Source organism: Arthrobacter sp. UYEF3, assembly GCF_040546245.1.
GTDB lineage: Bacteria > Actinomycetota > Actinomycetes > Actinomycetales > Micrococcaceae > Arthrobacter.
The window spans coordinates 100179-121597 of the sequence record NZ_JBEPNK010000012.1 but is presented as its reverse complement, the minus strand read 5'-3'; the positions used below and the strand labels follow the sequence as shown (position 1 = coordinate 121597).

Genomic DNA, 21419 nt, shown 5'->3' with positions numbered 1-21419 from the left:
CATACCCCCGATTCTCCCAGCCACCCCTATCCGGACCCGGTCAATCCGCCGGCGTTTTAAAAACCGGCACCCTCACTACTGACCCACGCACCTAGAAGGTCACCGTGGCAGTCAGCTCCGGGGCCAACTACACTTTCTGTCAGGCGTGCGACATGGTTCCGAACAGGCAGCAGTGTCGTGTGGCGGCCCCTCCCGCCGGAATCCGCGAGTGAGTCACGGTGCTGAAGCAGGTGCCGTGGGCGCCGGCGACAGCTAACCAGTTCACAACGGCGCCGGCCCTTCTGCCTTTAAGAGGATCAGCACTTCATTCACAAATATGCATCGTCCTCGGGCTCCGACAACCTCCACTGACACGAGACACAGGGTGCAGTTGGTCAGACGAGTTATGAAACGGACACGGACAGCCGTAGCCGCGGAAGGAGGGCAACCTTTCGGTCAGCGGGAGACGAGTTCGACTTCGAACCCGTCGGAATTAATCAAGTACGCGGCATAGTGGTCAGGGCCGCCAGCGTGGGGATAGCGTTCCGGGAACAACTGGGTCCAGCCGTGATGTGCGCCTTCAGCCGCTAGGCGGTCCACTCGCTGCTGAGTCCCGGAACTGAATGCCAGGTGATTCACACCTGCCGCAGTCCGGACATGCTCCCCACTACTCATGTCAGGAGATTCCTCGACAACGATGTAGGTCCCGCCGTTACGCCAGCTAGTTCCGTTCACCCAGTTACGATCTAACGCGTAGTTCAGTCCACCCAGCAGCCAGCCCCATTCATATTGAGCCCGCGCCAGGTTCGGCACCCACAATTCGATATGGTTTAAGGCCCCGACAAAATGTTCACTCACGCCATGAGTCTTCCACAGCAAGCAAATACCTAGCCGCTGGGTCAGCCATATGTGGCGGCTCTGCGCAAGCATGACGCGCGGTAGGTGACCGTCTGCAATCTAATGCGTGGAGGCTGTACACCCGCCAGCAGCTTGGTGGTGAGACGCCCCCTCTTGGTCACCTGGCGGTTGGGACTCTAAAGTTTTCCCCTCGCTGACTTCGACCGTGTGCTTTTCCTAATCCGGTCTTCTCCGTCCTGATACGTTCCTAAGGACAAGCCAAATGAGGAGCCTCAAACATCGGGAAATTCGCTTCCCTGAATCTTCGAATGGGTCTGCCCAAGGTTTAGTTGACAGTTTGGGCTGGTATTTCGGCGACCGGTTGAGAGGTCTTGTTTATTGTCTCAAACTCGATCGGTGTTAGCTTGCCGAGTCGTCGTTGCCGGCGTCGGCGGTGGTATGTTTTCTCGATCCAGACCACGATGGCCAGGCGTAGTTCCTCCCGGGTTGCCCAGCGTTTTTGGTTCAGCACGTTCTTTTGCAGCAGGGAGAAGAAACTTTCCATGGCGGCGTTGTCTGCGCATGCCCCGACCCGTCCCATAGAGCCCTTCAAGCCCGCCGTGCTGATCAAGCGGGTGTATTTCTTGGACCGGAATTGCGAGCCCCTGTCGCTGTGTATGAGGGTTCCTCGCGGGGCACGTTGACTGATCGCGGCCTTCAGCGCGTCAACAGCCAGGGAGGCCTTCATCCGCGAATCGATGGAGTAGCCCACAATCCTGTTGGAGAACACGTCCTTGACCGCACACAGGTACAGCTTGCCCTCAGAAGTGCGGTGCTCGGTGATGTCCGTCAGCCACAACAGGTTCGGCGCCGTGGCAGTGAACTCTCGCCGGACGTGGTCGTCATGGACGGGCGGGCCGGCTTTCTTTCCCGTGCCGCGCCGACGGTGAATGACCGAGAGGATTCTGTTCTCGCTGCACAGCCGCCCCACCCTGGTCTCGGAAGCCACCAGCCCCAGCTCGTGGACGAGTTCGTCATGGATCAGCCGGTACCCGAACGCCGGGTCCCCGGCGTGGACGTCCAAGGCCGCGTTGACCAGATTGGCTTCCTCCCAGTCACGGTCGCTGACAGGGTTCGCACACCACTGGTAGAAGGCTTGGCGGGAGAACCCCAGTACCCGGCAGGTCACCGCGACCGGCACCCGCACAGGGGCTTCCGGGGCGGCCAGTTCAAGGACCAGCGGGTACATCATTTTGGGTTGACATCCCGGGAGAGGTAAGCCACCGCCCGGCGCATCACCTCCGCTTCCTGCTCGAGGAGCCTGATGCGTTTCTTCGCCTCACGCAGCTCGACGGATTCTTCCTTCGTAACCCCGGGAACCACCCCGTCCTGGACGTCAGCGATCTTCAACCACCGATGCAGGGCGGCCGGGGAAACACCGAAGTCCTTCGCGATCTGGACCAGTGATGATTCGCCCTTGCGGGCCACCGCGACCACATCACGGCGGAACTCTTCAGGAAAAGCTTTAGGCATGTTCAACATCCTTTCACTTGCGAGCCAAAAACTCACAAATCAGATGTCAATCAAACCTTGGGCAGACCCAATAATCTGTTCGGGCGAGATAGGAATGAAGTCGGATTTTTTGCTTCCAATTGATGTTTCGACGACGATGACGCTTGGACCAGGTTGCGAGATCTCTGCTACGAGGCTATCTAGGTCGTTGTCGCATCGGAAGCTGCGTTGAAATCCGCATGCACGGGCCACCTCGTTCAGGCGCGTTTCGCTTCGCGCGGCGGTGGGCTGTCCGCCTGTTGAACCGTAGGAACCGTTGTCCAATATGATGATGACGAGGTTGCTCCCGCCGTATCGAGCCGCCGTGGCCAGGGAGCCTAAAGACATGAGGGCTCCTCCATCTCCTTCAAAGACGATGGTCTTCTGGTTGCTTGCGAGTGATAGCCCAAGGGCGAAGGAAAGGGCCGAGCCCATTGAGCCCAGTAGATAGAACACCCTGTCACTATCCGCATATTCAAACATTTCGTTCGACGAATCGCCGAGATGGCAGACAGCGTTGGCTTGGGGGAAGGACCGTCGAACTGTCTCGAAGAGCCTCCTGCGGTCGATCATGGTTCCCCTCCGTCCACCAGAAGGACGTAGGGTCGCCGTACGTCGGACTGCATCCCGGCGATGCTACATATCGTCGATTCCAAGCCTTGTCGCCTTGGAAGATCAAAGATGTCCAGTCTCAATTCATCGAGGATGCCACGCGTGGCCAAACCGATGGGGTGCTGAGTCATGTTCTTGTCGTCAAGGCTGCCACGGAGCGTTACCAATATGGGGAGTCCGATGCCGTAGGCCATGGGAAGGGAACCCAGGGTATTGAGGGAGTTCATCAGGCCTGAGTTCTGCATCATCACCAGAGGCCTTTGCCCAGCGGTCACTAATCCGCAGGCGAGGGCTAGGGCCTCGTCTTCACGAGTTGCATACAGGACTGGAATTGCGCCAACTTGCAGATTCAAGGCTGTGAGAATCGAACAGGGAACGAGCACTACGTGGGAGAACGCTTGGGACAGCGGTGTGGTTGTCTTCTGCTGGATCGACGCCGTCCCGCTTGGTGCCAAACTAGTTTGCGAGCTCATACGAAATCCCGGCCTCCCCGAGGGCCTTGCCGATGCGGCTGGCAAAATTAGCCTCGATGTCTGTGACCCGAACGCGAGTTGCAGGCAACATTGTCATCGTGCTCTGGATGGCGGAGACCACCCCGTCCTCTCGCGGCGTCTTCCCTTCTTCGAACGAAAGACGCCGGAGCGTCAGTGTCTCCTGGTCAAGCGAAATATCCGCACGCCCGACGAGGGTCCCGTCGACTAGCAACGGGCAGACGTAGTAGCCGAACTCCCGCCTATGAGAAGGCTTGTAGGCCTCAAATACCTGCCTGAAGTGGAAGAGGCGCTCAACCCTTGGCCGGTACCAAATAAGGTTGTCGAAGGGGCCCACGAAGGTATTAACCGCTCGCGAGATCCGCGCACGTTCGACTGCAGGTGAAGAGATCCATGCCTGATCTCGCCATCCCTGTACCTGGACAGGAGCCAATGGCGATTCTTTCAGCCACTTTGCCGCCTCGCTAGGCCTCATTCGGTAGTAGTCGGCGAGATCCTTGGCTGTGGCTACACCCAAGACGTCGAGTGCTCTGTTCATAAGCTGGTTCATGGAGTCGTCTGCAGAGACTTGGGCGTCGCGTATTGCGACGGGTAGTGCTCGTTCTGGAAGATCGAATACACGCTGCCAATTCCTCCGCTGGGCGCATACCAGCTCTCCCGTCCACACCATATGCTCGACGGCGAGCTTAGTGGGTCCCCAGTTCCATCCTGAACCGGCTGCGCCGCCGTCACGCAATACCGACATCGTGGAGGGGCCCTGAGAGGAAATGATGCTGAGTATCCTGGACTTCTCTTTGGCTTCCGGTGCCCAATCCAATTGCGCATCGCGTGTGCGTTGCATCCTGAACTGCCAAAGCGGCCAATCCTCTATGGGTACTAGGGAAGCGGCATGGACCCACAACTCGAATGCCTTCGAGATTCCGTCGCCCCACAGGAATTCGTCAACGCCATCCCTAGTGGAGCTTGCTCTGCCGGCGAGCGTGAGCTGATGGGCTCGAGCGAAAGTGCCAATCGAGTCGAGCTGAACGACGCCGAGCCGCGTGAAAGCCGCTTGCAGCTCAGTTGTATCGGAAAGAATGTCCGTATATCCCGCTGCCGTGACAGTGATGTGGCGTGCTTCCTCCAAGCTGATTACATCGCCCCTCACTTGAACCGCCCTTCGTGGACTTCCCATGTGAGGACGAATCCTTGGGATTCCCAGAATCCTTGTGCCGTGCCTGGTCCGACCAAATGTTGAGCCATCAGATACTTGGTCTTCGGTGTCACAGTCCTGCGGACCACTTCGCGAACGAGGTGGTGTCCGATGCGCCGACCTTGGGAATCTGGGGTGACAGCAATCCAATCAATCGACAGCACCTCCGCGCCCACTGGGAGCTTGGAAATCAGTGAACCATCTCCAACCGTCCCGAGGCTGCATTCGATAACCCCAAGGACGCTATCGCCGTCTCGGGCCAGAAGAATCACGCTGTTGTCGGCTGTTTTCCCGAAATCCTTGATTGATGCCACCCGGCGATACACAGACATCACGGCTTCTCGGGACGGATTTATGAAGGTTGATTTCGTGCTCAACCCTTTCAAGTAGGTTTCGAAGATTTTCGAAACACAGTGACTATCAGCCGGTGTCGCCCAAGAGTATCGGTGTGCTTCACCCTGAACGATCCCCAAATCCGTGGGGACTTCGCGAATCGAGAGACCGCTGTCCTTGGAGAAGCTCATCCCCTTCCCTTGTATCCATTCTGTGGCGCCGGCTCTCAGATGAAGTGTGACCCGTTCGGGGTGGTGAGGGCCCCGGGTCTGATCAACGATGCGATGAATTGCCTCCTCCATATGAGGGGAACCCCCAAAGGGAGCACCAAGGATTTTGATCTCAACGGCAGAGCCGCCGGCAACGGCCGCGATTTCTGGATCGTCGTTCACTGTGAAATTCGATTCGGCCAGTGCCATGTCTTCGTCACAGCGCACCATGAAGTGGCTACCACGGCGGACGCCGGGCGCCGCAGGGTTCACACCACCCACTATCGAGGACGCCTTTGCAAGCTGCTCAACCCACGGTGCTTCAAGGTCCGCCCTTGTCGTGGGACGGACCTCAAGCGACTGGCTGAAGTTCATCTACTGACCTTTCTTCGCTATTCCTCAATAGTCCAAGGCTCAGGATTCCTATAACCGCCAGGCCCGCGATCGCCCAGAGCGCCCCTTGCCAGTCCTGGCGCGAGATGAACGTCCCGACCACGATGGCGCTGATGCCGTTGGCAACGTCAGTGCCGGATCCCAACCAGGCATTTGCTTCGTGTCTCATCCGTAGCGGAATCACTGAATCCACTAAGAGATAGGCATTGATATATAGCGGAGTGACGAAGAGACCACAGAGCGGCAGTATGAGCATCAGCGACCACAGGTTAGTCCCGAAGGCCATGAAGCAGGATGGGATCAGGAACCCAAGCCCTAAGTACACATATTTCTTCCAGAGACCGAGCCTCCACGGAAGTGCCCCGTAGATCACTCCGCCGATGACCCCCCCGACGCTGATCATGGCGATGATGATCCCGGATGTTTGAGGTATCCCCAAATGCTCGGAATACGCGGGCGTGAATACGCCAATTCCACCGAAGACAAAGCCCATTCCGATTAGGGGAACCAAGATCACGAGCATCCGCCGATCAGCCAGCGGTCCGGCAACGCGTGTCAAAAAGGTGACCTCGCGTGGCGGGGGTGCGTCTGCCTCCTCACCATCGATCCGCAAGGTGTGGGCCCAGGCCACTGCCAGGAAGATGACGAGTCCAGCTATCGATGCGGCCACTGCCAGGGTATAGGTCATGGCTCCCCCGAGATAGCCGAATCCCAGGCCAGCAAGAGTTGGACCCAGGATGAATCCCACCTCAGTGATTACCGAATCAGCCGAGTGAACCACCTTGAGCTCATCGGTTTCTGGATTGACAACCTGGCGCCAGGAGACCCGAACAGCCGCACTCAGCGGCGGTGAGACGAGTCCGGCGATCACGACAAGGGCCAACACGAGTTGCCAAGGAGCGCTGACATTAACAAGGAACGCCACTCCACCGAGGGCTACGGCTGAGAGCACCCCCATCACGAGCAGCGCTTTCCGCTGGCCGAGGTGGTCAACGATTCGTGAACGGAGTGGGCCCAGACACGCCAGGATCAGGGTGTAGACCCCATCCACGAATGCCGCGGTCCCAAATCCATAGGGATGTGCCAGCGCAACAAGGAGGGCCAACGGGGTTGCCGCTCCTGCGACACGAGCTAGTGAGGGCGGAGAGGAGTAGCCCAGCCACCCGCCTTGTCACTAGGACACGGCTAGTCGTCGTGAATGCTGACACCTGGTTCCTCTCCATAACTCGTTTGGGCTCTCTGGGAATCTGCGTGCAAGAGAACGATCCGCGCAATAGGGTCACCCCGCCGAATGGTCGTTGGCCCCGTCGGCCGACATGCAAGGCTGAAGCCACCCTGTTCTGTCATCCCCTCAGCCATCTTGGCCGAAACCACCCCGAGCGGAACTTCGAGGCCGGTGTTGCCGGCGGGGAGCATCATCAAGAAGTAAGGGTCCTTGAAAGCAATTCCCCAACCCAGCTTCCATTCCAAACTGCCCCTGCCGTTAGGAAGAAACATGGCTTCCCAACCACGTGGGGTCTGATGATCGTAGAGGCGCGTCCACGATGCCCCAGAGGCCGCGACCCAACTTCCGTCTCTATCCCAGGCTTCCGTGCACCCGTAGCGTCGGCCGATGGTACCGATGTCCTCGCCTTCCTGTAGCCCAAGGTCAAGATCATCGAGACGTTCCATAGTCACAGACACCGGTGAGCGCACGACCCAGCCCAGTTCCTGACCCATTCGCCACGGCGGGCAATCACTCTCCAGCCGGGCGATCCTCAGGTGACGAAAGTGCTCAGCATAAAGGTCTCTTTCCTCCCGCATCGCCTGAATGGGGACGTCCGGTTTCTCGGGCAGAACGGCCCAAGGTTGTAATCGGGTGAACTTCGCGGAAATCATTCCCACTCCTCGACGGACGATGGCCGCGGCGAGCTTCGCCGCGGCCATCGTCGCTGTTCAGTTACGGTCAGCGACTTCCAGGGGTTCAACCCTGCGCAGCCGATCGTCTTCGGAAATGGTGTTCAGATCGAAGGAGACAACCGAGCATGGCCCGAATCCAACCATGATCTCCTCGTACTTGAACGCGCCTTCCTGGCGGTCCAGCGGTGCCGATTTCAGGTCGACCATGGTCAAACTGTTCGCCGCGAAATCAGGGCCGCCGTCGTTGGCTTTCATGGTCAGTGTGGTCCGCTTGAAATTCGTGACGTAGATCGTCTCATCCTCGCCGTCCACCGTCAGGCCGCGGGGTCCCGGACCCACGGGAATGAAGCGGGTTACTTCCAGGCTCTCGACATCCACGACATAGATCCGTGAGACCGCCTCGAGCGTGAAGAGCGCGTATCGTCCATCAGGGCTAAAGGCGACGCCACGGCCGCCGATGCTCCCGAAGTCGATCTTGGAAACTTCGTTCGTGATCACATCGATGGCCGAGCCATAGGTTGCCTGGGTATTGGCCACGAACACGCGGTTTCCGTCGGGGGAGAAGTTGAGGCTGTAGGGATGCGCTTTCGCTCCGACATCGATGCGAGCAACTTCATGGACAGCTGAGACGTCGCCCAGAGAAAGGCCACTCACATCGATCTTGCTGATGTAGCCATCGCCCCAAACACAGACGTAGGCCCACTTGCCGTCCTTGGAAATCGCCATATGGCGAGGGTCTCGGCCCATCGGCAGTTGCCGCACCTCGACGTTCAACTCCAAGTCAACGATCGAGAGGGTGTCCGAACCGGAGTTGCTGACGAGGGCGTAGCCATCGCCGGGATACAGCGCCAGACCCCGGGGCCCGTGGCCAACCTCGATACGCCGAGTCTCCGACAGCGCCACCGCATCGATTTCCGAGATCGTGTTTTGGCTGGTGTTGCAGACAAAACCACGGCCCGTTTTGGTGAACTTCATACCCCCTCGAGGGGCATTGCCGACCCGGATTTGCTTGATCAAGCGGTGTTCGCTCGGACCGGTCTTGGCGACGACCGAGACGACTCCGTCATCGGTGTCAGTCGAGAAAAGCTGAATGTTTCTCATATCGTTACTTCCCCTTAAGTGACGTGGTGTGTTGACAACAGCAATACTGCGGAACTGCTCGACGGGCATACAACAAGTGAGATAGATCACCCGTTTAAACCACAGAATGAACCCACCACAACCGACTTGTCAAGCAGGTTTCCTTGACTGTTTTAGATCATGACATTTGTGTAATATCCGCTCCGTATCCCGACGGACGCCCAGGGAAACCCATCAGGGCAGCTCCGAACGCAGCCTTCTGGCTGCGGATCACGCCTGCTTGATTGGTGGGCTTTTGATGTCAGCGTTTCCGCCAGCGCCGACGGGGGTCAGTCCGCAGGTTAGGTGTCCTGGGTGCGGATGCTGATGTGCCCGGTGGGGCTGGCGGCGATACCAAATCGCGGGTCGTCGTCGGCGTCCGGCGCGGCCGTCGCAAACTTCACCATCGCTTCCAAGCCCAGGGCGCAACCAAGCATCTCCCCGGAGTCCTTGGCCAAGGGCACCCGCGTGACCGCAACGGGACTGTTGAAGTCGGGGGTAGGTGACCAACCTTCCGGCGGTGGCTTAGCGCTACTTTTCAGCGCATTGGTCCCGGACGCCCGACGAGGCGCTGGTACCGCCAGCGTGGCCTGCGGCGGTTTTCGGACGGGGCGAAGAAGTTGAAGTGTACCGGGATGCGTGGGTGGTGTGCGTGCTGGAGCAACGGCGCACGAATCTGCGCCGCCGTGACAAAAGCCGAGGTGCTCGATGCCGCTTGGCGGGGCCGGCGGACGCAATCGGGCAGTCAGGTGCCGAGGCGGGCGTCCGCCTGGTCGACGACGGCAACGGGAGGGTGAAACTCTCGGTGGCACCGCTGGGCGCCTTGGAGGCCCCGCATCACTGACCCGGTTGCGGGCGCTGGTGGCGGACATGCGAGCCTGTCAAGTTCTACCTGCTGGACACGATACTGAACCTGGACGGCGGTCCCCGGCCGGAAATGGTCACCTCCTGACTCGCTCAATGATGAGTTCGCGTTCGTATTCAGCGAGAGTGGCGAGCATATTCAGCATCAGCCGGCCTGTGGAAGTGGCATGGTTTTCGTCGAGACGAGTTCCTGAGACACGGGAATAGCCGAAACGGTGCAGGCACTGTCACTTTCAGAAGTCGTCTGCACCGGATATCAGAATTGCTCTGCACTATGGGTTGAGAGGCCCTTCCGTGGTGTCGGGAGGCTGTATCCATCGGCGGAGACCAGGCCAGCCCCTACTTGGACCCGGGTACGATCGCGCCCTGCAACTGGGGCTACGGGGATGTCAGCGTAGCGAGCTTTAACTCAGTGTATCTCGGCACAGTTGATCTTCGCTGCGGGGATTCCGTCTCGGGATACGTCCACATTCGGGATAATCACCAGTCCCACTGGCAGGATCGCATCAATCAGGTGGGTACCGGAGGCCTGTGGGATGACCTGATGGTCTGGGCGACGGCGCAGGAGGTCGAGCATCCTGCGGGCGGATATCCGAGGAGTGTGGGCGGCGGAAAGATCTGCTGCACAACGCCGATTTTCATGTCCGGCCCGTACGGCTCGATACAGTTCAATCCGACGGTCATAGTCTCCGACGGCAACCGAAAAATCATAACCTCATTCCCGTCAACCAGACCCGGTTGCTGAGAGGATACAGTTGTATTGTGGCTATGCCTTCACAAGATTCGCGACCCGAGATCCTTATCGACGTCGATTACGGGTATTCCTGGCCGATGTCCACCATATTCTGGGCTCCAGGAGATGTGCCTGATTGGCGGAGCGAACTTCCAGAGGCTCTGTACGAGGATCTGGTGGCCTGGGCGAAATTCTTCAACGAACATGCGAATGAAGAGACAGGGATGTTTGGGAGTGAGGGACGCCGTAAGCTCTTTGACCTGGAAGGGGTTCGCCTACGAGATGAACTCGAAAAAGTTCTGGGAGATAGATTTCGATTCCGTCTCCGGCTGTGGTTCTAAGTATAAAGTCAAATGATGCAACATTTTTTTGCGCACTCCGCTTAAGAAAGAACCCGGATTGGCCGGGGCCTCCAGGGGCAACAAAGAAGGGGGGCGCCAACTAGCCCGGCGCTCCTCTTCGTGTGCGCAGTTCTAAACGACCTTTCGGCTGAGACCACGCGGACGAATTGCCTCGAAAAGCTTTTGTATTTCGAGACGCCACCCGGAAGTCACAAAGAGCACTCTGCGGGCATTTTCCTCGGGTGGGCTACACATGGTGAGCACTCTGGGTGCTCTCTTTCGCCACCCGTGACCTGTGGAATGCAAAAGGTAGCCGGCCCCGGTGTCAGCTAGGCCGGTCAGGTTGGCATTCTGCTGCCGGCAGTACGGACCTAACTTCGCTTCTATGCCTGGCGGAGGCCCAGGAGAGCCGTGCCGAAGAGCAGTGTGCTCAGGTTGATCCTGTCCGGGTGAGCCTCGAGCATCTTGGTGGTGAACTCTTCAGCGGTCGGGTTTGTGGCGAGCAGTTCATTGGCGTCGCGGACGTAGGCGATGGTGGCGTCGAGGACTTCGCTGCCGAGGTCGGATTCGGCGCTGCGGTGGGCGGGCACGACGATTTCGGGCTTGAGGATCTGGATGGATTCGAGGGTCTTGATCCAGTTCCGGCGCGTTTCGGGGGTGCTGTCGACGAGGGTTGGGTGCACATCGCCGTAGGCAATGTCGCCGACGATGACGGCCTGCAGCTCAGGGATGTGGACGTAGGAGGAGTCGCTGACGTCAGACTGTCCGGTGGGAACGGCAAGGATATCGTGGCCCTCAAGCTCGATCCGGCCATTAACGACAGCTTCGGGAACAACAATCTCGGAGCCGATCTCCTGGACGAACATTGGAGTGTAGTTCGCCAGTGCCTTGCGGGTTTCGGCTTCCTCAGCAATGAGATCCACAGTCGGCCCGGTGGCGAGTACCCGGGCCTTGGGGAAGCGCTGCACCAGTGCTGCGGCTCCGAGGAAGTGGTCGAAATGCCCGTGCGTGATGTAGATGGAGGTCAGTTCCTTGCCGGAAGCTTCGATCCAGTCGGCAAGCCGCTGGCTGTCCGCAACGCCGGGGACAGTGTCCACCAGGATCGCCTCGCGCTCACCCGATACGAGGGTCACTGAGGTGGACGGCCAGGTCCACCCGCCCTCGGGTGCCGGCATGGGGACGCTCACGGGCTGGGCCGGTGCGGTGAAGATCGCGAGGGTCAGTGGTGCAGTCATTGCAGTGTCTCCTATGTCGATTTATTTGACTTACAGGTACAGAAAAAGCTGAAAAAATAATTGCGGACTAACCCCGGCGTCCCTTAAAGCAGGTCGACCGTCGCGCCAACAACCCGCTGCAGCCGCCCGTCGCCATGATCGACGCGGGCCAGGGCATGGAGTCCCGTGACCGTATTCAGCAGCATGCTGGCTACGGCGCCGGCATCCAGGTCGGAGCGCAGTTCCCCGGTGGCCTGGCCCTCGATGATGACCGAAGCAAAGGCCTGCTCGGTGTAGTCGAACAGGTTGCCCACCCGACCGGCAACCTCTTTGTCAGCAGTGCCGAATTCCACGGCACTGTTGGTAGCAAGGCAGCCCCGCTGGTGGGGGTCGGCAAGGTCGGTCTCCACCAGGAACGTCAACGCACTGCGGATGCGTTCCTTGACCGGCCCGGGGGCCTCGAGCCATGAGGCAAGAACGGCCCTCTGGGCTTCGAGGTAATGCTGCAGTGCCAGGTCGTAGAGTTGCCGCTTGCCACCGAAGGCGTTGTAAAGGCTTCCCTTGCCGATGCCGAGCGCATCGGCGAGCCCCTGGGGTGTTGTCGAGGCATAGCCCTGACGCCAGAAGACGTCCATCGCCTGAATGATGGCTGCCTCCGGATCAAACTGCTTGGCTCTGCCCATTACCCAAACCTACCTATTTTGTACCTGCAGGTCAAATATACTCCGGAGGTCCCACTGCCGACCACTCAGATGACGTTGACAGTGTCCAGGTATTGGGCGGCCAGGCCGGCGTCGCCCTCCACGGAAACCTCCGCATCGCGCCAGGATGAGCGCTGGGTCCCCCACTCCGGGAAGGAAATGGCGGAAGCCGTAATGCGTGCCGCAGGAGTCCTGGTTCCGGGCTTCGAGAGGCCATGTGAATCAATCCACCAACTGCCGCCGCCGGGACCGGTCAGCGTCAGGGTCAGACCTGCGTCGAGACCCGGCACGGGAGCCATGGCCGTCTGGTTACTCAGGACCGCTGTCATCCAGGTGAGCACAGCCTTCATCCGTTCATTATCAGAGGGAGGAGTGGGCAGCCCCAGGGCAGGAGCCATGTCGTGACGAAGGTGCGTGTGGAGATCGAACACGAGGGCCCCGCCCACCAGCAGCGCCATGGGGATTTGCCCAGCTCGTTGAGCTGCATGGGGACGTTCCGCAGCGGCGTGCGCCGGACCATGCTGAGCAAGCGATCCGCCGTCCGGGTCGAGGTGGCGAACTCGGCCATGACCCGTTCCCTGCCCCAGCTCCGGCGAACCTCCACCGGGCCCTCGTTGGCTGCTTCAAGGCTGGGCCTGCGGGAGGAGAGGACGCCGGCGGGGATGTACATGTTGTGGGCAGTGGAGCCGATATGCCCCACCATGTCCGCAATGCTCCAGCCGGCCGCCTTGCTGGGCGCGTTCCACTGGGCATCGGTCAGTCCGCCCACGAAATCGAGCATCACAACGCTTTCTGCACGGTAGGCGTCCTGGAGATTCTTGAAGTCAGGGGCGGGGAGCGTGCGTGTCATGACGAATCTGCCTTCGTGAGGTGGGCCCGGATGAGGGCAGCCACGGATGGCCTAGCGACTGGTGAAATGGCAGCGGAGCCGGTCATGGGGTGCGCACCGCTGCTATTGCGGTGTCATACAGGTCGAACAATGGCTTTGCACCCTCTCGTCGAAGCCATTCCTCCGTGGCGCCTTGGAGGCAAATGATGGCGGTGCCCACGATCGCCCTCGCCTGAAAAGTCTTGTCGCCCGAGTCAGGGATCTTCGCCTCAACCAGAGGTGCCAGCAGATCGGTCCACCGCGCCTGCTTCTCAGCATGACCGGCCCGGAGCGCGTCGTTGTCGAAAAGCATCGAGGTGATTTCAAGCCTGTGCTGAGGGGTGGCCTCTATCTCGTCGAGAACCTGGAACGCGTAGCGCAGCGATACCCAGACGTTTTCATCGGCAGGACGACCGCTGAGCCTTTTGGCAATAACGTCCCCCTGCTCCGACAGGCCGCTGAGCGCGAGGTCCTCTTTGGTGCGGAAGTAGTTGAACAGGGTGCGCCGGGACACTCCCGCCGCCGCGGCGACCTCATCGACGGTGGTTTCGTTGTATCCCTTCTCGGCAAACAATGCCATCGCGGTCTGGGCAAGGAGCGATCGGACGACAGCCCGGGTCTGAAGGCGGAGGGGGGAAGGAGTGGGCATGCACCAATAGTACAACGGTGCAGTTTTAGAAACAACTTGCACTTTGTGCAGAACTCTGCATAGAGTGTGCCTATGAAAACTATTGACTACAGCACACAGACCGTCATCGTCACCGGAGCCAGCTCCGGCCTCGGTGCGGAATTCGCCCGCCAACTTGCCGCCCGCGGCTCCAGCCTTGTCCTGATCGCCCGCCGGGAAGACCGGTTGGTTGCCCTGGCAAAGGAACTGACCGCCAAGCACGGGGTCAAGGTCACCACCATTGCCCGCGAATTGGATAGGCCCGACGCCGGCCGCACACTCCGCGCAGAACTCGAGTCCCGGGGGATCTTCGCAACAGGCCTGGTCAACAACGCAGGCTTCGGTACGCACAACCCCTTCGGCGAAGAAGACCCCGAGCGGTTGCAGCAGCTCATCACCTTGAACATCGGCGCCCTGGTCGACCTCAGCCACGCCTACTTCGACGTCTTCGCCAAGCAGGAGACGAGTATCCTCATCAACGTCGCCAGCTTGCTCGGCTTCATGCCAACCCCGTACCTCAGCGTCTACGGCGCTTCCAAGGCCTTCGTACTGAGCTTTACCGAATCCCTCTGGGAGGAGGCCCGCGGAACGGGCCTGCGCGTTCTCGCCATCTCACCCGGTGCGATGAAGACGGAGTTCTTCGACGCCGCCGGCAGCCAGGCCGCCGACTACGGCGCCCGCCGGGCCCGTCCCGAAGACGTTGTGAAGACTGCCCTGGAAACCGTCAGCAAGCCCTCGCACCGCCCATCAGTCATCACCAACGGACGCCCGCTGGCCATCGCCGCCCGCTTCCTCCCACGAAGCGCCGTCGTGCGTTTCATGGGCTCCACCATCCGCCGCAGCAAGCACTCATCCACCGCGCCCCACCGATCCATCCAGCACGCCCGTTAGGAGCATCATCATGAACACTGCAAGCACCGTCATCCTGGAACGCCCCACCCCCAAGATCGCCACTATCACCTTCCACAATCCGCCGGCCAACGTGGTGGCCGCCGAGACCGCCATCCGGCTGCACGAAATCGTCGAAGAGATCGAAAACGACGCGGATGTCCAAGTGGTCCTCTTCAAGAGCGACGTGCCTGACTTCTTCCTGAACCACTTCGACATTGCCGCCGTCGACGAACTGCCGGTGCCCAACCCCGGCGAACTGCCCATCTGGACGGACCTGGTGGTGCGCCTGACGAATGCCCCCTTCATCACCGTTGGTTCCATCCGGGGCCGCACCCGCGGCGGCGGAAACGAGCTGGCACTGGCCCTGGACCTGCGCTACGCCAGCCTGGAGAAGGCCTTCTTCGGACAGCCCGAGGTGGGTGCGGGGCTGCTGCCCGGCGGTGGCGGCACTGAGCGCCTACCCCGCTTCCTGGGCCGGGACCGCGCCCTGGAAGCCATCCTCGGCAGCGGTGACTACGACGCCGCGCAGGCCGAGAGGTGGGGCTGGGTGACGCGCGCCCTCCCCGACGCCGAGCTCGATGCCTTCGTCGATGCCATGGTGGCCCGCCTGGCCAGCTTCGACAAGGCCTCACTCGCCGCTGCCAAGGCCGCCGTCAACCGCGCCACCCTGCCGCCGGTGGGCGACCTTGTCACGGCGTTCTCGGAGTTCGTACAGTCACTGGCGCTTCCGGGATTCCAGATGCGGGCCGCAGCCACCCAGGCAATCGCTGCCGAGGTCGGCCTCGATTTCGAATACAACATGGGTGAATACGTCGCCAAGGCCAACGCCCAGGTATGACCACCCCACTCCCCAAGAAGCAACGGACACCAGAGCAGGAGAAAATCATGGGCAGCAGCACTTACTCAGCAGCAACCGCAACCACGCAGTACATCGAGTCAGGCGGAACAAGCTTCGCGTACCGCCGATTGGGACCCACCGGCGGCGTACCCCTCCTTCTGCTGCACCGGTTCCGCGCCACCATTGACTGGTGGGACCCGCGATTCATCGAGTCGCTGGCGGCAGAACGCGACGTCATCCTCTTCGACAACGTCGGAATCGGCTACACCGAAGGCGCCCCGCTGACAACCGTGAACGGCTTCGCGGACGGTGCCATCGCGCTGGCCGAAGCCCTGGGACTGCAGCAGGTGGATCTCTTGGGCTGGTCCTTCGGCGGCGTCGTCATCCAGGAAATGGCACTGAAGCGCCCGGATCTGGTCCGCAAGCTGGTCATCGCCGGCAGCGGTTCAGGCACGGCCCCCGGCATGGTGGCCATGCCGGACCGGGTGGCCACCATCATGACCAAGCAAGATTCAGGCCTGGAGGACCTGCTGTACCTCTTCTACCCGGAGACCCCGGAGGCCCGCGCAGAGGGCCTGGACCACTTTGGCCGCGTCCAGGTGGAGATGCCCGCAGGCGCACCGCAAGTCACGCAGGATGCAGCCATGGGCCAGCTCCAAGCCATCACAACAGCACTCTCCGCTCCCTGGGAGGACGTGGCGCGGGAACGGGCCACCATCGACGCCCCAGTGCTCTACGCTGGCGGCGCCCACGACGTCATGATTAACGCCTACAGCTCCTACGCGGCGGTGCAGGAACTACCCAACGCCAAGCTAGTCCTTTACAGCGACGCCGGGCACGCATTCCTGTTCCAGCACCTCGAAGAGTTCGTCCGTGAAGTCCAGATGTTCCTAGCGAACTGAACGGCACACAGGAGTCGGAGCAATGCAGGAAGGGGGCCATCGAGGCGAAGCCGCGTGCCCTGCACTTCGGCCAACATGCTCCGGATCCCAGCGCCCCGACCGAGGCCATAGTAGCTCTCGAACTATCTTCGGCTCTGGCCCACAGAGGGAGAGCTTCCGCGAATGAGTCCTTCCGACTGTCAGTTATATGAGTTAGCCGGTCCCGTGCTAAAAGTTCGCGTGCAAAAACCCGCACTTTGCAAGGGACTTGCAATTGGTAGCACAAGCGATTGTGTCCACGCCCACCCCGTCAGCAGTTTCCTAGCGCCAAACAGCGATCACAAAACACCGCCAGGAAGCGTTAACCACCACAGGCCGGGGCGGCGGCCTTTTGGAAAAGCGCACCAGGTGCTGCCGCGGCCGGTGGAGGACCGGCTTACGGGCGCTGGTGCGAGACCGAGCGATCACAAAACGCCGCCACATTGTCGTTTTCAGAAGTCGTGTGCACCAGTTCTGAAAACGACAGGATTCAGGGTGTCGGCAATGACCCTTTTCACGACGTCTGCCCGTCACTAGCCCTAGTCAAAGTCGATGAAGTCCAGCAGGTGCCGGTTTTGGCTATTCTGCCGTACTCCGCCAACGCTCGTCCGAGACGGGTGGGTGTTCCTCCGGCCGGGTGACCCGCAGGACTACCCCAAAATGACGCCAAAGGGCTTAGCGCGCAATTTCACGCCGTTATTACCAAGACCCCATCTACAGTTCGACTCGCAGCTACAGTTCGACGCCGAGCAGCGCGTCGACGGCGTCGGCCACCTGGGCGGCGTCGACGGACGAACCGGCCGTTGCGCCGGGTGCGAGGGCCGCTGTAGCCCAGGCATCCACGGCGGTCAAGGCACGCGGGGCGTCGAGGTCATCCGAGAGCGCGGCCCGCAGCTCCCCGACGAGTGCCGCGGCGGAGCCAGCCGGGGCGTGATCCGCGGCGGCACGCCACGCACGCAGTCTGTTTTTGGCTTCAGCGAAGCCTTCGTCGGTCCAGGACCAGTCGCTGCGGTAGTGGTGTGCCAGGATGGCGAGCCGGATCGCGGCGGGCTCCTCCCCCGCGGCGCGCAGCCTGGACACCAGCACGAGGTTGCCCTTGGATTTGCTCATCTTTTCGCCGTCAAGACCCACCATGCCGGCATGCGCGAAGTGACTGGCGAGCGGCACCCCGGTCAGGGAGTACGCGTGGCCCGCTCCCATTTCGTGGTGCGGGAAGACGAGGTCGGAACCGCCGCCCTGGACCGTGAAGGGCGCGGGCAGGTATTTCTGCGCGATGACGGTGCATTCGATGTGCCATCCTGGGCGCCCCTCCCCCAGTTCGCCGCCCCGCCAGCTCGGCTCACCCTCCCGGGCGACGCGCCAGAGCAGCGGATCCAGGGCCTGGCGTTTCCCGGCACGGCCGGGGTCGCCGCCGCGTTCGGCGAACAACTCGAGCATTTCGGCGTCGGAGAGTCCCGAGATGGACCCCAGAGTCCAGGCGTCTTGAGCCTCGGCGGAGTGCTTTCCGGCCGCTTCCACGTCGTAGTAGATATCGCCGTCGGGCTCTCCGGCAATGCCGGCCACGGGGTAGGCCAGTCCGCGCTGCACGAGTGACTCGATCGCCGGAACGATCAGCGGGATGGCTTCGACGACCCCCACGTATTCGTCCGGCGCCAGCACGTTTAGCGCTTCCATGTCGGTCTGGAACAGTTCGATCTGGCTCGCCGCGAGGTCGCGCCAGTCCACACCGGTCGCCGTCGCGCGCTCCAGCAGTGGATCGTCGACGTCGGTGACGTTCTGGACGTACGCAACCTGCTGGCGGCCGTCGCGCCAGGCCCGGTTGAGCAAATCGAAGGCCACGTAGCTGGCCGCGTGGCCCATATGGGTGGCGTCGTAGGGGGTGATCCCGCAGACGTACAGCGACTGGTTCCCCGTCGCTTCAAGAGTGACGTAGGCGCGCTTGGCGGTGTCGAATAGGCGCAGCGCGGGCATGCTGCCCGGAAGGTGGGGAACAGGGCGGGAGGTCCAGGATTTCACATCCCAAGCCTAGTGCTAGGCGCTGATGACATTGAAACCGAGCAGCAGGTACAGCGCGAGGCCCAGGAAGATCCGGTACCAGACGAAGATCCGGTAGCTGCGGGTGGAAACATATCGGAGGAACCAGCCGATGATGAAATAGCCGACCACGAAGGCGATCACGGTGGCGAGGCCGGTCTCGGGCAGGCCGTAGGGACCGGTGATCCCTTCCTTGGAGACGACCTTGTACAGCTGGTAAAGGCCGCTGCCGAAGACGGCCGGAATGGCGAGCAGGAAGGAGTACCGTGCCGCGGCTTCGCGGGTGTAGCCCATCAGCAGACCGGCGGTGATGGTACCGCCGGAGCGCGACACCCCGGGGATAAGCGCCATCGCCTGGGCGAGCCCGAAGAAGATGCCGTGCTTGTACGTGAGCTGGGTGAGGTCACGTTCCTGGCGGCCGACGGCGTCCGCTACCGCGAGGATCATCCCGAAAACGATCAGCGTGGTGGCAACGACCCAGAGGCTGCGGAGTACCGATTCGATCTGGTCCTGGAAGAGCAGGCCCAAGATAATGATCGGAAGGCTGCCTAGGATCACGAGCCAGCCCATCCGGGCGTCCGGGTCCTGCCGGGACACCTTTCCGGTCAGCGATCCAAACCAGGCCTTGACGATCCGGACGATGTCACGCCAGAAGTAGACGATCACCGCGGTCTCGGTTCCCAGCTGGGTAATGGCCGTGAAGGCCGCGCCGGGATCGGCGGCGTCGGGCAGGAGAGCGCCCACGATCCGCAGGTGGGCACTCGAGGAAATGGGGAGGAATTCTGTCAGTCCCTGCACAAGGCCCAGAAAGGCCGCTTCTAACCAGTTCACGTTTATAGACCCTACGTTATGAATATTCCGAAGCATCGTAAGCTTGCAGTCATGCAGCAGCGATATGTCGGCAACAGTGGGTTGCGAGTCTCGTCCTTATCCCTTGGCACCATGTCGTGGGCCGGTGAGACCGATGAACAGGATGCCTCCGGCCTGCTCCGCACCTTTGTCGACGGCGGCGGCACACTGATTGACACCGCTGCTTCCTACGCCGGAGGCCGGGCCGAGGCCCTGCTCGGCGGCTTGCTTGGCGACGTCGTCGCCCGTTCTGAAGTGGTGATCTCCACCAAAGCCGGGCTGACGACGTCGGGCGGCCGGCACAGCGTCGACACGTCCCGTAACGGGATGCTGTCCGGCCTCGATGCGAGCCTCGCACGGCTGGGAACCGATTACGTGGACATCTGGTTCGCCCAGGCTTGGGATCCGAACGTGCCGCTGGAGGAAACCCTTTCCGCCCTGGACTTTGCGGTGCGTTCCGGCCGGGCACGGTACGCCGGTGTCTCGAATTTTAACGGCTGGCAGACCGCCAAGGCCTCGGCCGTGGCGGGTTTCCCGCTGGTGGCGTGCCAGACCGAGTACTCGCTGGTGCGGCGACAGGCCGAATCCGAATTGATTCCCGCCGTCGAGGACGCCGGGCTCGGACTCATGGCGTGGGCCCCGCTGGGACGCGGCGTGCTGACCGGAAAGTACCGCGGGCATATTCCCGCCGACTCACGAGCCGCGCACCAGAAGCTGGCCAGCTACGTTGAGCCCTACCTTGAAGGCAACGCCTCGAGTGTCGTTGAAGCAGTAGCGATGGCGGCCAAGGGGCTGGGGCGTACCGCCTTGGATGTAGCGCTGAGCTGGCTCCTGTCCCAGCACGGAGTGGCGACGGCGGTAGTGGGCGCCCGGACTCCGGTTCAGTTGAAGGAAATCATGGACGCGGTGCTGACGCCGTTGCCGCCGGAGATTGCCACGGCCCTGGAGGATGTTTCCAACCCGGCCTGAGCGCCTGCTGCCCTTGATTTCCAGACCTCTGCCCTGACCGGCTGTACAACGCGATGCTGAAATCCGCCAGGATAGCCGGCCCCAAGAGCAAGCCGATACGGGCGATAACGCCGGTATCGATGACCCGGACGGGGACACCGTGAGCAGCACAGGAAGCTTCGACGCAGGCTGCCAGTCTCGACGGTCAAGCATCACGCACCCCACTGCGCCCAAATGGCAATGGCACCGGACCGATCCTCGACCGACGAGGACGACCACTGCCTGACCGGATGGGCCCGTCTGCTATTTAGCCGTGAGCACGAGGGCTTCCTTTTGTCACAGGCTCCGGAGTGGACCAGCACCGACAACACTAAGGAAAGTTCCCTAAAGAGTAGGGCTCAAAGGCTTGTTTTTCCTACGAAGCAGGAGTGGAATGACGCCATGGCTTGTGCTGCGAGCCAGTATTGTTCGAGTGGCGAAGCCTGGTCAACGAAGACAAAATAACGGACGGGGATTGTCATGAGCACAGCGAGACTCGAAAAAGAGACGGTGAAGCGCGCCATCTTCCATGTACAGCCCTGCGACGGGACGGATGGCAACAAATGGGATCTGCATAAGTTCAGGACCAGCAAGCACCAGTATTTCCGCACGCAGAAGGAAGCCATAGCCGCTGCGCACGTTGCCGTCGGATCGCAGCCCGCGCATGTGGTGATGCACGCCCTGGACGGGCACGCTTACCGGGAATTCGACCTGAACTGAATCAGAAAGGAAACGGACGACGGTCGATTTTCCCGCCGTCGTCCGTTTTCTGCGGTGACCCGACTCCTCTATTGCCGCGTCCTAGTTCCCGCCGCAGAGGTCTCAACTCGGCACTGCTATTCAGGCAAAGAAAAGGCGCCGCGACCCGCGCCGCCTTTGAGTTCTTGCCAGGCATTC

Annotated in this window: 22 protein-coding genes and 2 pseudogenes; 7 read left to right on the top strand and 17 right to left on the bottom strand. The window is 61.2% G+C overall.

What is annotated here, in order from left to right; genetic code table 11:
* Positions 1-435 precede the first annotated feature (435 nt).
* From ABIB14_RS10745 to ABIB14_RS10705, 9 genes are all read right to left on the bottom strand, one after another.
* On the bottom strand, positions 436-837 hold the full coding sequence (locus ABIB14_RS10745) for a VOC family protein (RefSeq protein WP_354235861.1): 402 nt from the start codon (positions 835-837) through the stop codon (positions 436-438).
* 325 nt (positions 838-1162) lie between these two features.
* A protein-coding gene (locus tag ABIB14_RS10740; RefSeq protein ID WP_354235860.1) for an IS3 family transposase occupies positions 1163-2349 on the bottom strand; the annotation gives its coding sequence in 2 pieces (ribosomal slippage) (positions 1163-2070 and positions 2070-2349; 1188 coding nt in all).
* Between the two features lie 39 nt (positions 2350-2388).
* A complete protein-coding gene (locus tag ABIB14_RS10735) occupies positions 2389-2940 on the bottom strand; it encodes a thiamine pyrophosphate-dependent enzyme (protein ID WP_354235859.1) in 552 nt (183 codons plus the stop codon).
* Positions 2941-3435: 495 nt separating this feature from the next.
* Positions 3436-4617 (bottom strand): winged helix-turn-helix domain-containing protein, encoded by a 1182-nt coding sequence (locus ABIB14_RS10730; RefSeq protein ID WP_354235858.1) that lies wholly within the window; start codon positions 4615-4617, stop codon positions 3436-3438.
* A complete protein-coding gene (locus tag ABIB14_RS10725; protein WP_354235857.1) occupies positions 4614-5579 on the bottom strand; it encodes a GNAT family N-acetyltransferase in 966 nt (321 codons plus the stop codon). The genes ABIB14_RS10730 and ABIB14_RS10725 overlap by 4 nt, the downstream gene beginning before the upstream one ends.
* Complete coding sequence (locus tag ABIB14_RS10720) at positions 5557-6702, bottom strand: MFS transporter (protein WP_354235856.1); 1146 nt, start codon at positions 6700-6702, stop codon at positions 5557-5559. The genes ABIB14_RS10725 and ABIB14_RS10720 overlap by 23 nt, the downstream gene beginning before the upstream one ends.
* Positions 6703-6782: 80 nt before the next feature.
* On the bottom strand, positions 6783-7475 hold the full coding sequence (locus ABIB14_RS10715; RefSeq protein WP_354235855.1) for a hypothetical protein: 693 nt from the start codon (positions 7473-7475) through the stop codon (positions 6783-6785).
* A 57-nt stretch (positions 7476-7532) separates the two neighbouring features.
* Entirely contained in the window at positions 7533-8666 is a 1134-nt protein-coding gene (locus ABIB14_RS10710) for a YncE family protein (protein WP_354235854.1), read from the bottom strand.
* A gap of 251 nt (positions 8667-8917) precedes the next feature.
* Positions 8918-9079, bottom strand: a complete 162-nt coding sequence (locus tag ABIB14_RS10705) for a hypothetical protein (protein ID WP_354235853.1) — start codon at positions 9077-9079, stop codon at positions 8918-8920.
* Between the two features lie 98 nt (positions 9080-9177).
* Between ABIB14_RS10705 and ABIB14_RS10700 the strand changes: the two are divergent.
* Positions 9178-9488: pseudogene (locus ABIB14_RS10700) on the top strand (Tn3 family transposase); the annotation flags it as partial.
* A 77-nt stretch (positions 9489-9565) separates the two neighbouring features.
* Here ABIB14_RS10700 and ABIB14_RS10695 read toward each other — a convergent pair.
* Positions 9566-9646, bottom strand: a pseudogene (locus tag ABIB14_RS10695) (recombinase family protein); the annotation flags it as partial.
* Between the two features lie 595 nt (positions 9647-10241).
* Between ABIB14_RS10695 and ABIB14_RS10690 the strand changes: the two are divergent.
* Positions 10242-10553 (top strand): hypothetical protein, encoded by a 312-nt coding sequence (locus ABIB14_RS10690; RefSeq protein WP_354235852.1) that lies wholly within the window; start codon positions 10242-10244, stop codon positions 10551-10553.
* A gap of 383 nt (positions 10554-10936) precedes the next feature.
* Here the strand turns inward: ABIB14_RS10690 and ABIB14_RS10685 are convergent, their stop codons facing one another.
* From ABIB14_RS10685 to ABIB14_RS10665, 5 genes are all read right to left on the bottom strand, one after another.
* Positions 10937-11788 (bottom strand): MBL fold metallo-hydrolase, encoded by an 852-nt coding sequence (locus ABIB14_RS10685; protein ID WP_354235851.1) that lies wholly within the window; start codon positions 11786-11788, stop codon positions 10937-10939.
* Between the two features lie 83 nt (positions 11789-11871).
* Positions 11872-12450: a TetR/AcrR family transcriptional regulator gene (locus ABIB14_RS10680; RefSeq protein WP_354235850.1), complete on the bottom strand. Its 579-nt coding sequence runs from the start codon at positions 12448-12450 to the stop codon at positions 11872-11874.
* A 65-nt stretch (positions 12451-12515) separates the two neighbouring features.
* Positions 12516-12818, bottom strand: a complete 303-nt coding sequence (locus ABIB14_RS10675; protein ID WP_354235849.1) for a hypothetical protein — start codon at positions 12816-12818, stop codon at positions 12516-12518.
* On the bottom strand, positions 12815-13318 hold the full coding sequence (locus ABIB14_RS10670) for a maleylpyruvate isomerase N-terminal domain-containing protein (RefSeq protein ID WP_354235848.1): 504 nt from the start codon (positions 13316-13318) through the stop codon (positions 12815-12817). Before ABIB14_RS10670 ends, ABIB14_RS10675 begins: the two co-directional genes overlap by 4 nt.
* Positions 13319-13400: 82 nt before the next feature.
* The gene (locus ABIB14_RS10665) at positions 13401-13985 is read right to left on the bottom strand and encodes a TetR/AcrR family transcriptional regulator (protein WP_354235847.1); all 585 of its coding nucleotides are present in this window, start codon (positions 13983-13985) and stop codon (positions 13401-13403) included.
* Between the two features lie 72 nt (positions 13986-14057).
* Here ABIB14_RS10665 and ABIB14_RS10660 point away from each other — a divergent pair, with 72 nt between their 5' ends.
* Genes ABIB14_RS10660 through ABIB14_RS10650 form a run of 3 tightly spaced genes read left to right on the top strand, consistent with a single transcriptional unit; the run spans position 14058 to position 16634 of the window.
* Positions 14058-14894: an SDR family NAD(P)-dependent oxidoreductase gene (locus ABIB14_RS10660; RefSeq protein WP_354235846.1), complete on the top strand. Its 837-nt coding sequence runs from the start codon at positions 14058-14060 to the stop codon at positions 14892-14894.
* 10 nt (positions 14895-14904) lie between these two features.
* Positions 14905-15732 carry an enoyl-CoA hydratase/isomerase family protein gene (locus tag ABIB14_RS10655; protein ID WP_354235845.1) on the top strand — a complete coding sequence of 276 codons (828 nt, stop codon included), beginning with the start codon at positions 14905-14907 and terminating at the stop codon, positions 15730-15732.
* Between the two features lie 47 nt (positions 15733-15779).
* Complete coding sequence (locus tag ABIB14_RS10650; protein WP_354235844.1) at positions 15780-16634, top strand: alpha/beta fold hydrolase; 855 nt, start codon at positions 15780-15782, stop codon at positions 16632-16634.
* Positions 16635-17384: 750 nt separating this feature from the next.
* Here the strand turns inward: ABIB14_RS10650 and mshC are convergent.
* Both mshC and ABIB14_RS10640 read right to left on the bottom strand, forming a co-directional pair.
* Complete coding sequence (gene mshC, locus ABIB14_RS10645) at positions 17385-18668, bottom strand: cysteine--1-D-myo-inosityl 2-amino-2-deoxy-alpha-D-glucopyranoside ligase (protein ID WP_354235843.1); 1284 nt, start codon at positions 18666-18668, stop codon at positions 17385-17387.
* A 15-nt stretch (positions 18669-18683) separates the two neighbouring features.
* Positions 18684-19517, bottom strand: coding sequence for an undecaprenyl-diphosphate phosphatase (locus ABIB14_RS10640; RefSeq protein ID WP_354235842.1), 834 nt, complete (start codon positions 19515-19517; stop codon positions 18684-18686).
* Positions 19518-19568: 51 nt separating this feature from the next.
* Between ABIB14_RS10640 and ABIB14_RS10635 the strand changes: the two genes are divergently transcribed.
* Both ABIB14_RS10635 and ABIB14_RS10630 read left to right on the top strand, forming a co-directional pair.
* Positions 19569-20504, top strand: a complete 936-nt coding sequence (locus tag ABIB14_RS10635) for an aldo/keto reductase (RefSeq protein WP_354235841.1) — start codon at positions 19569-19571, stop codon at positions 20502-20504.
* A 498-nt stretch (positions 20505-21002) separates the two neighbouring features.
* Positions 21003-21242: a DUF2188 domain-containing protein gene (locus ABIB14_RS10630; RefSeq protein ID WP_354235840.1), complete on the top strand. Its 240-nt coding sequence runs from the start codon at positions 21003-21005 to the stop codon at positions 21240-21242.
* Positions 21243-21419 lie beyond the last annotated feature (177 nt).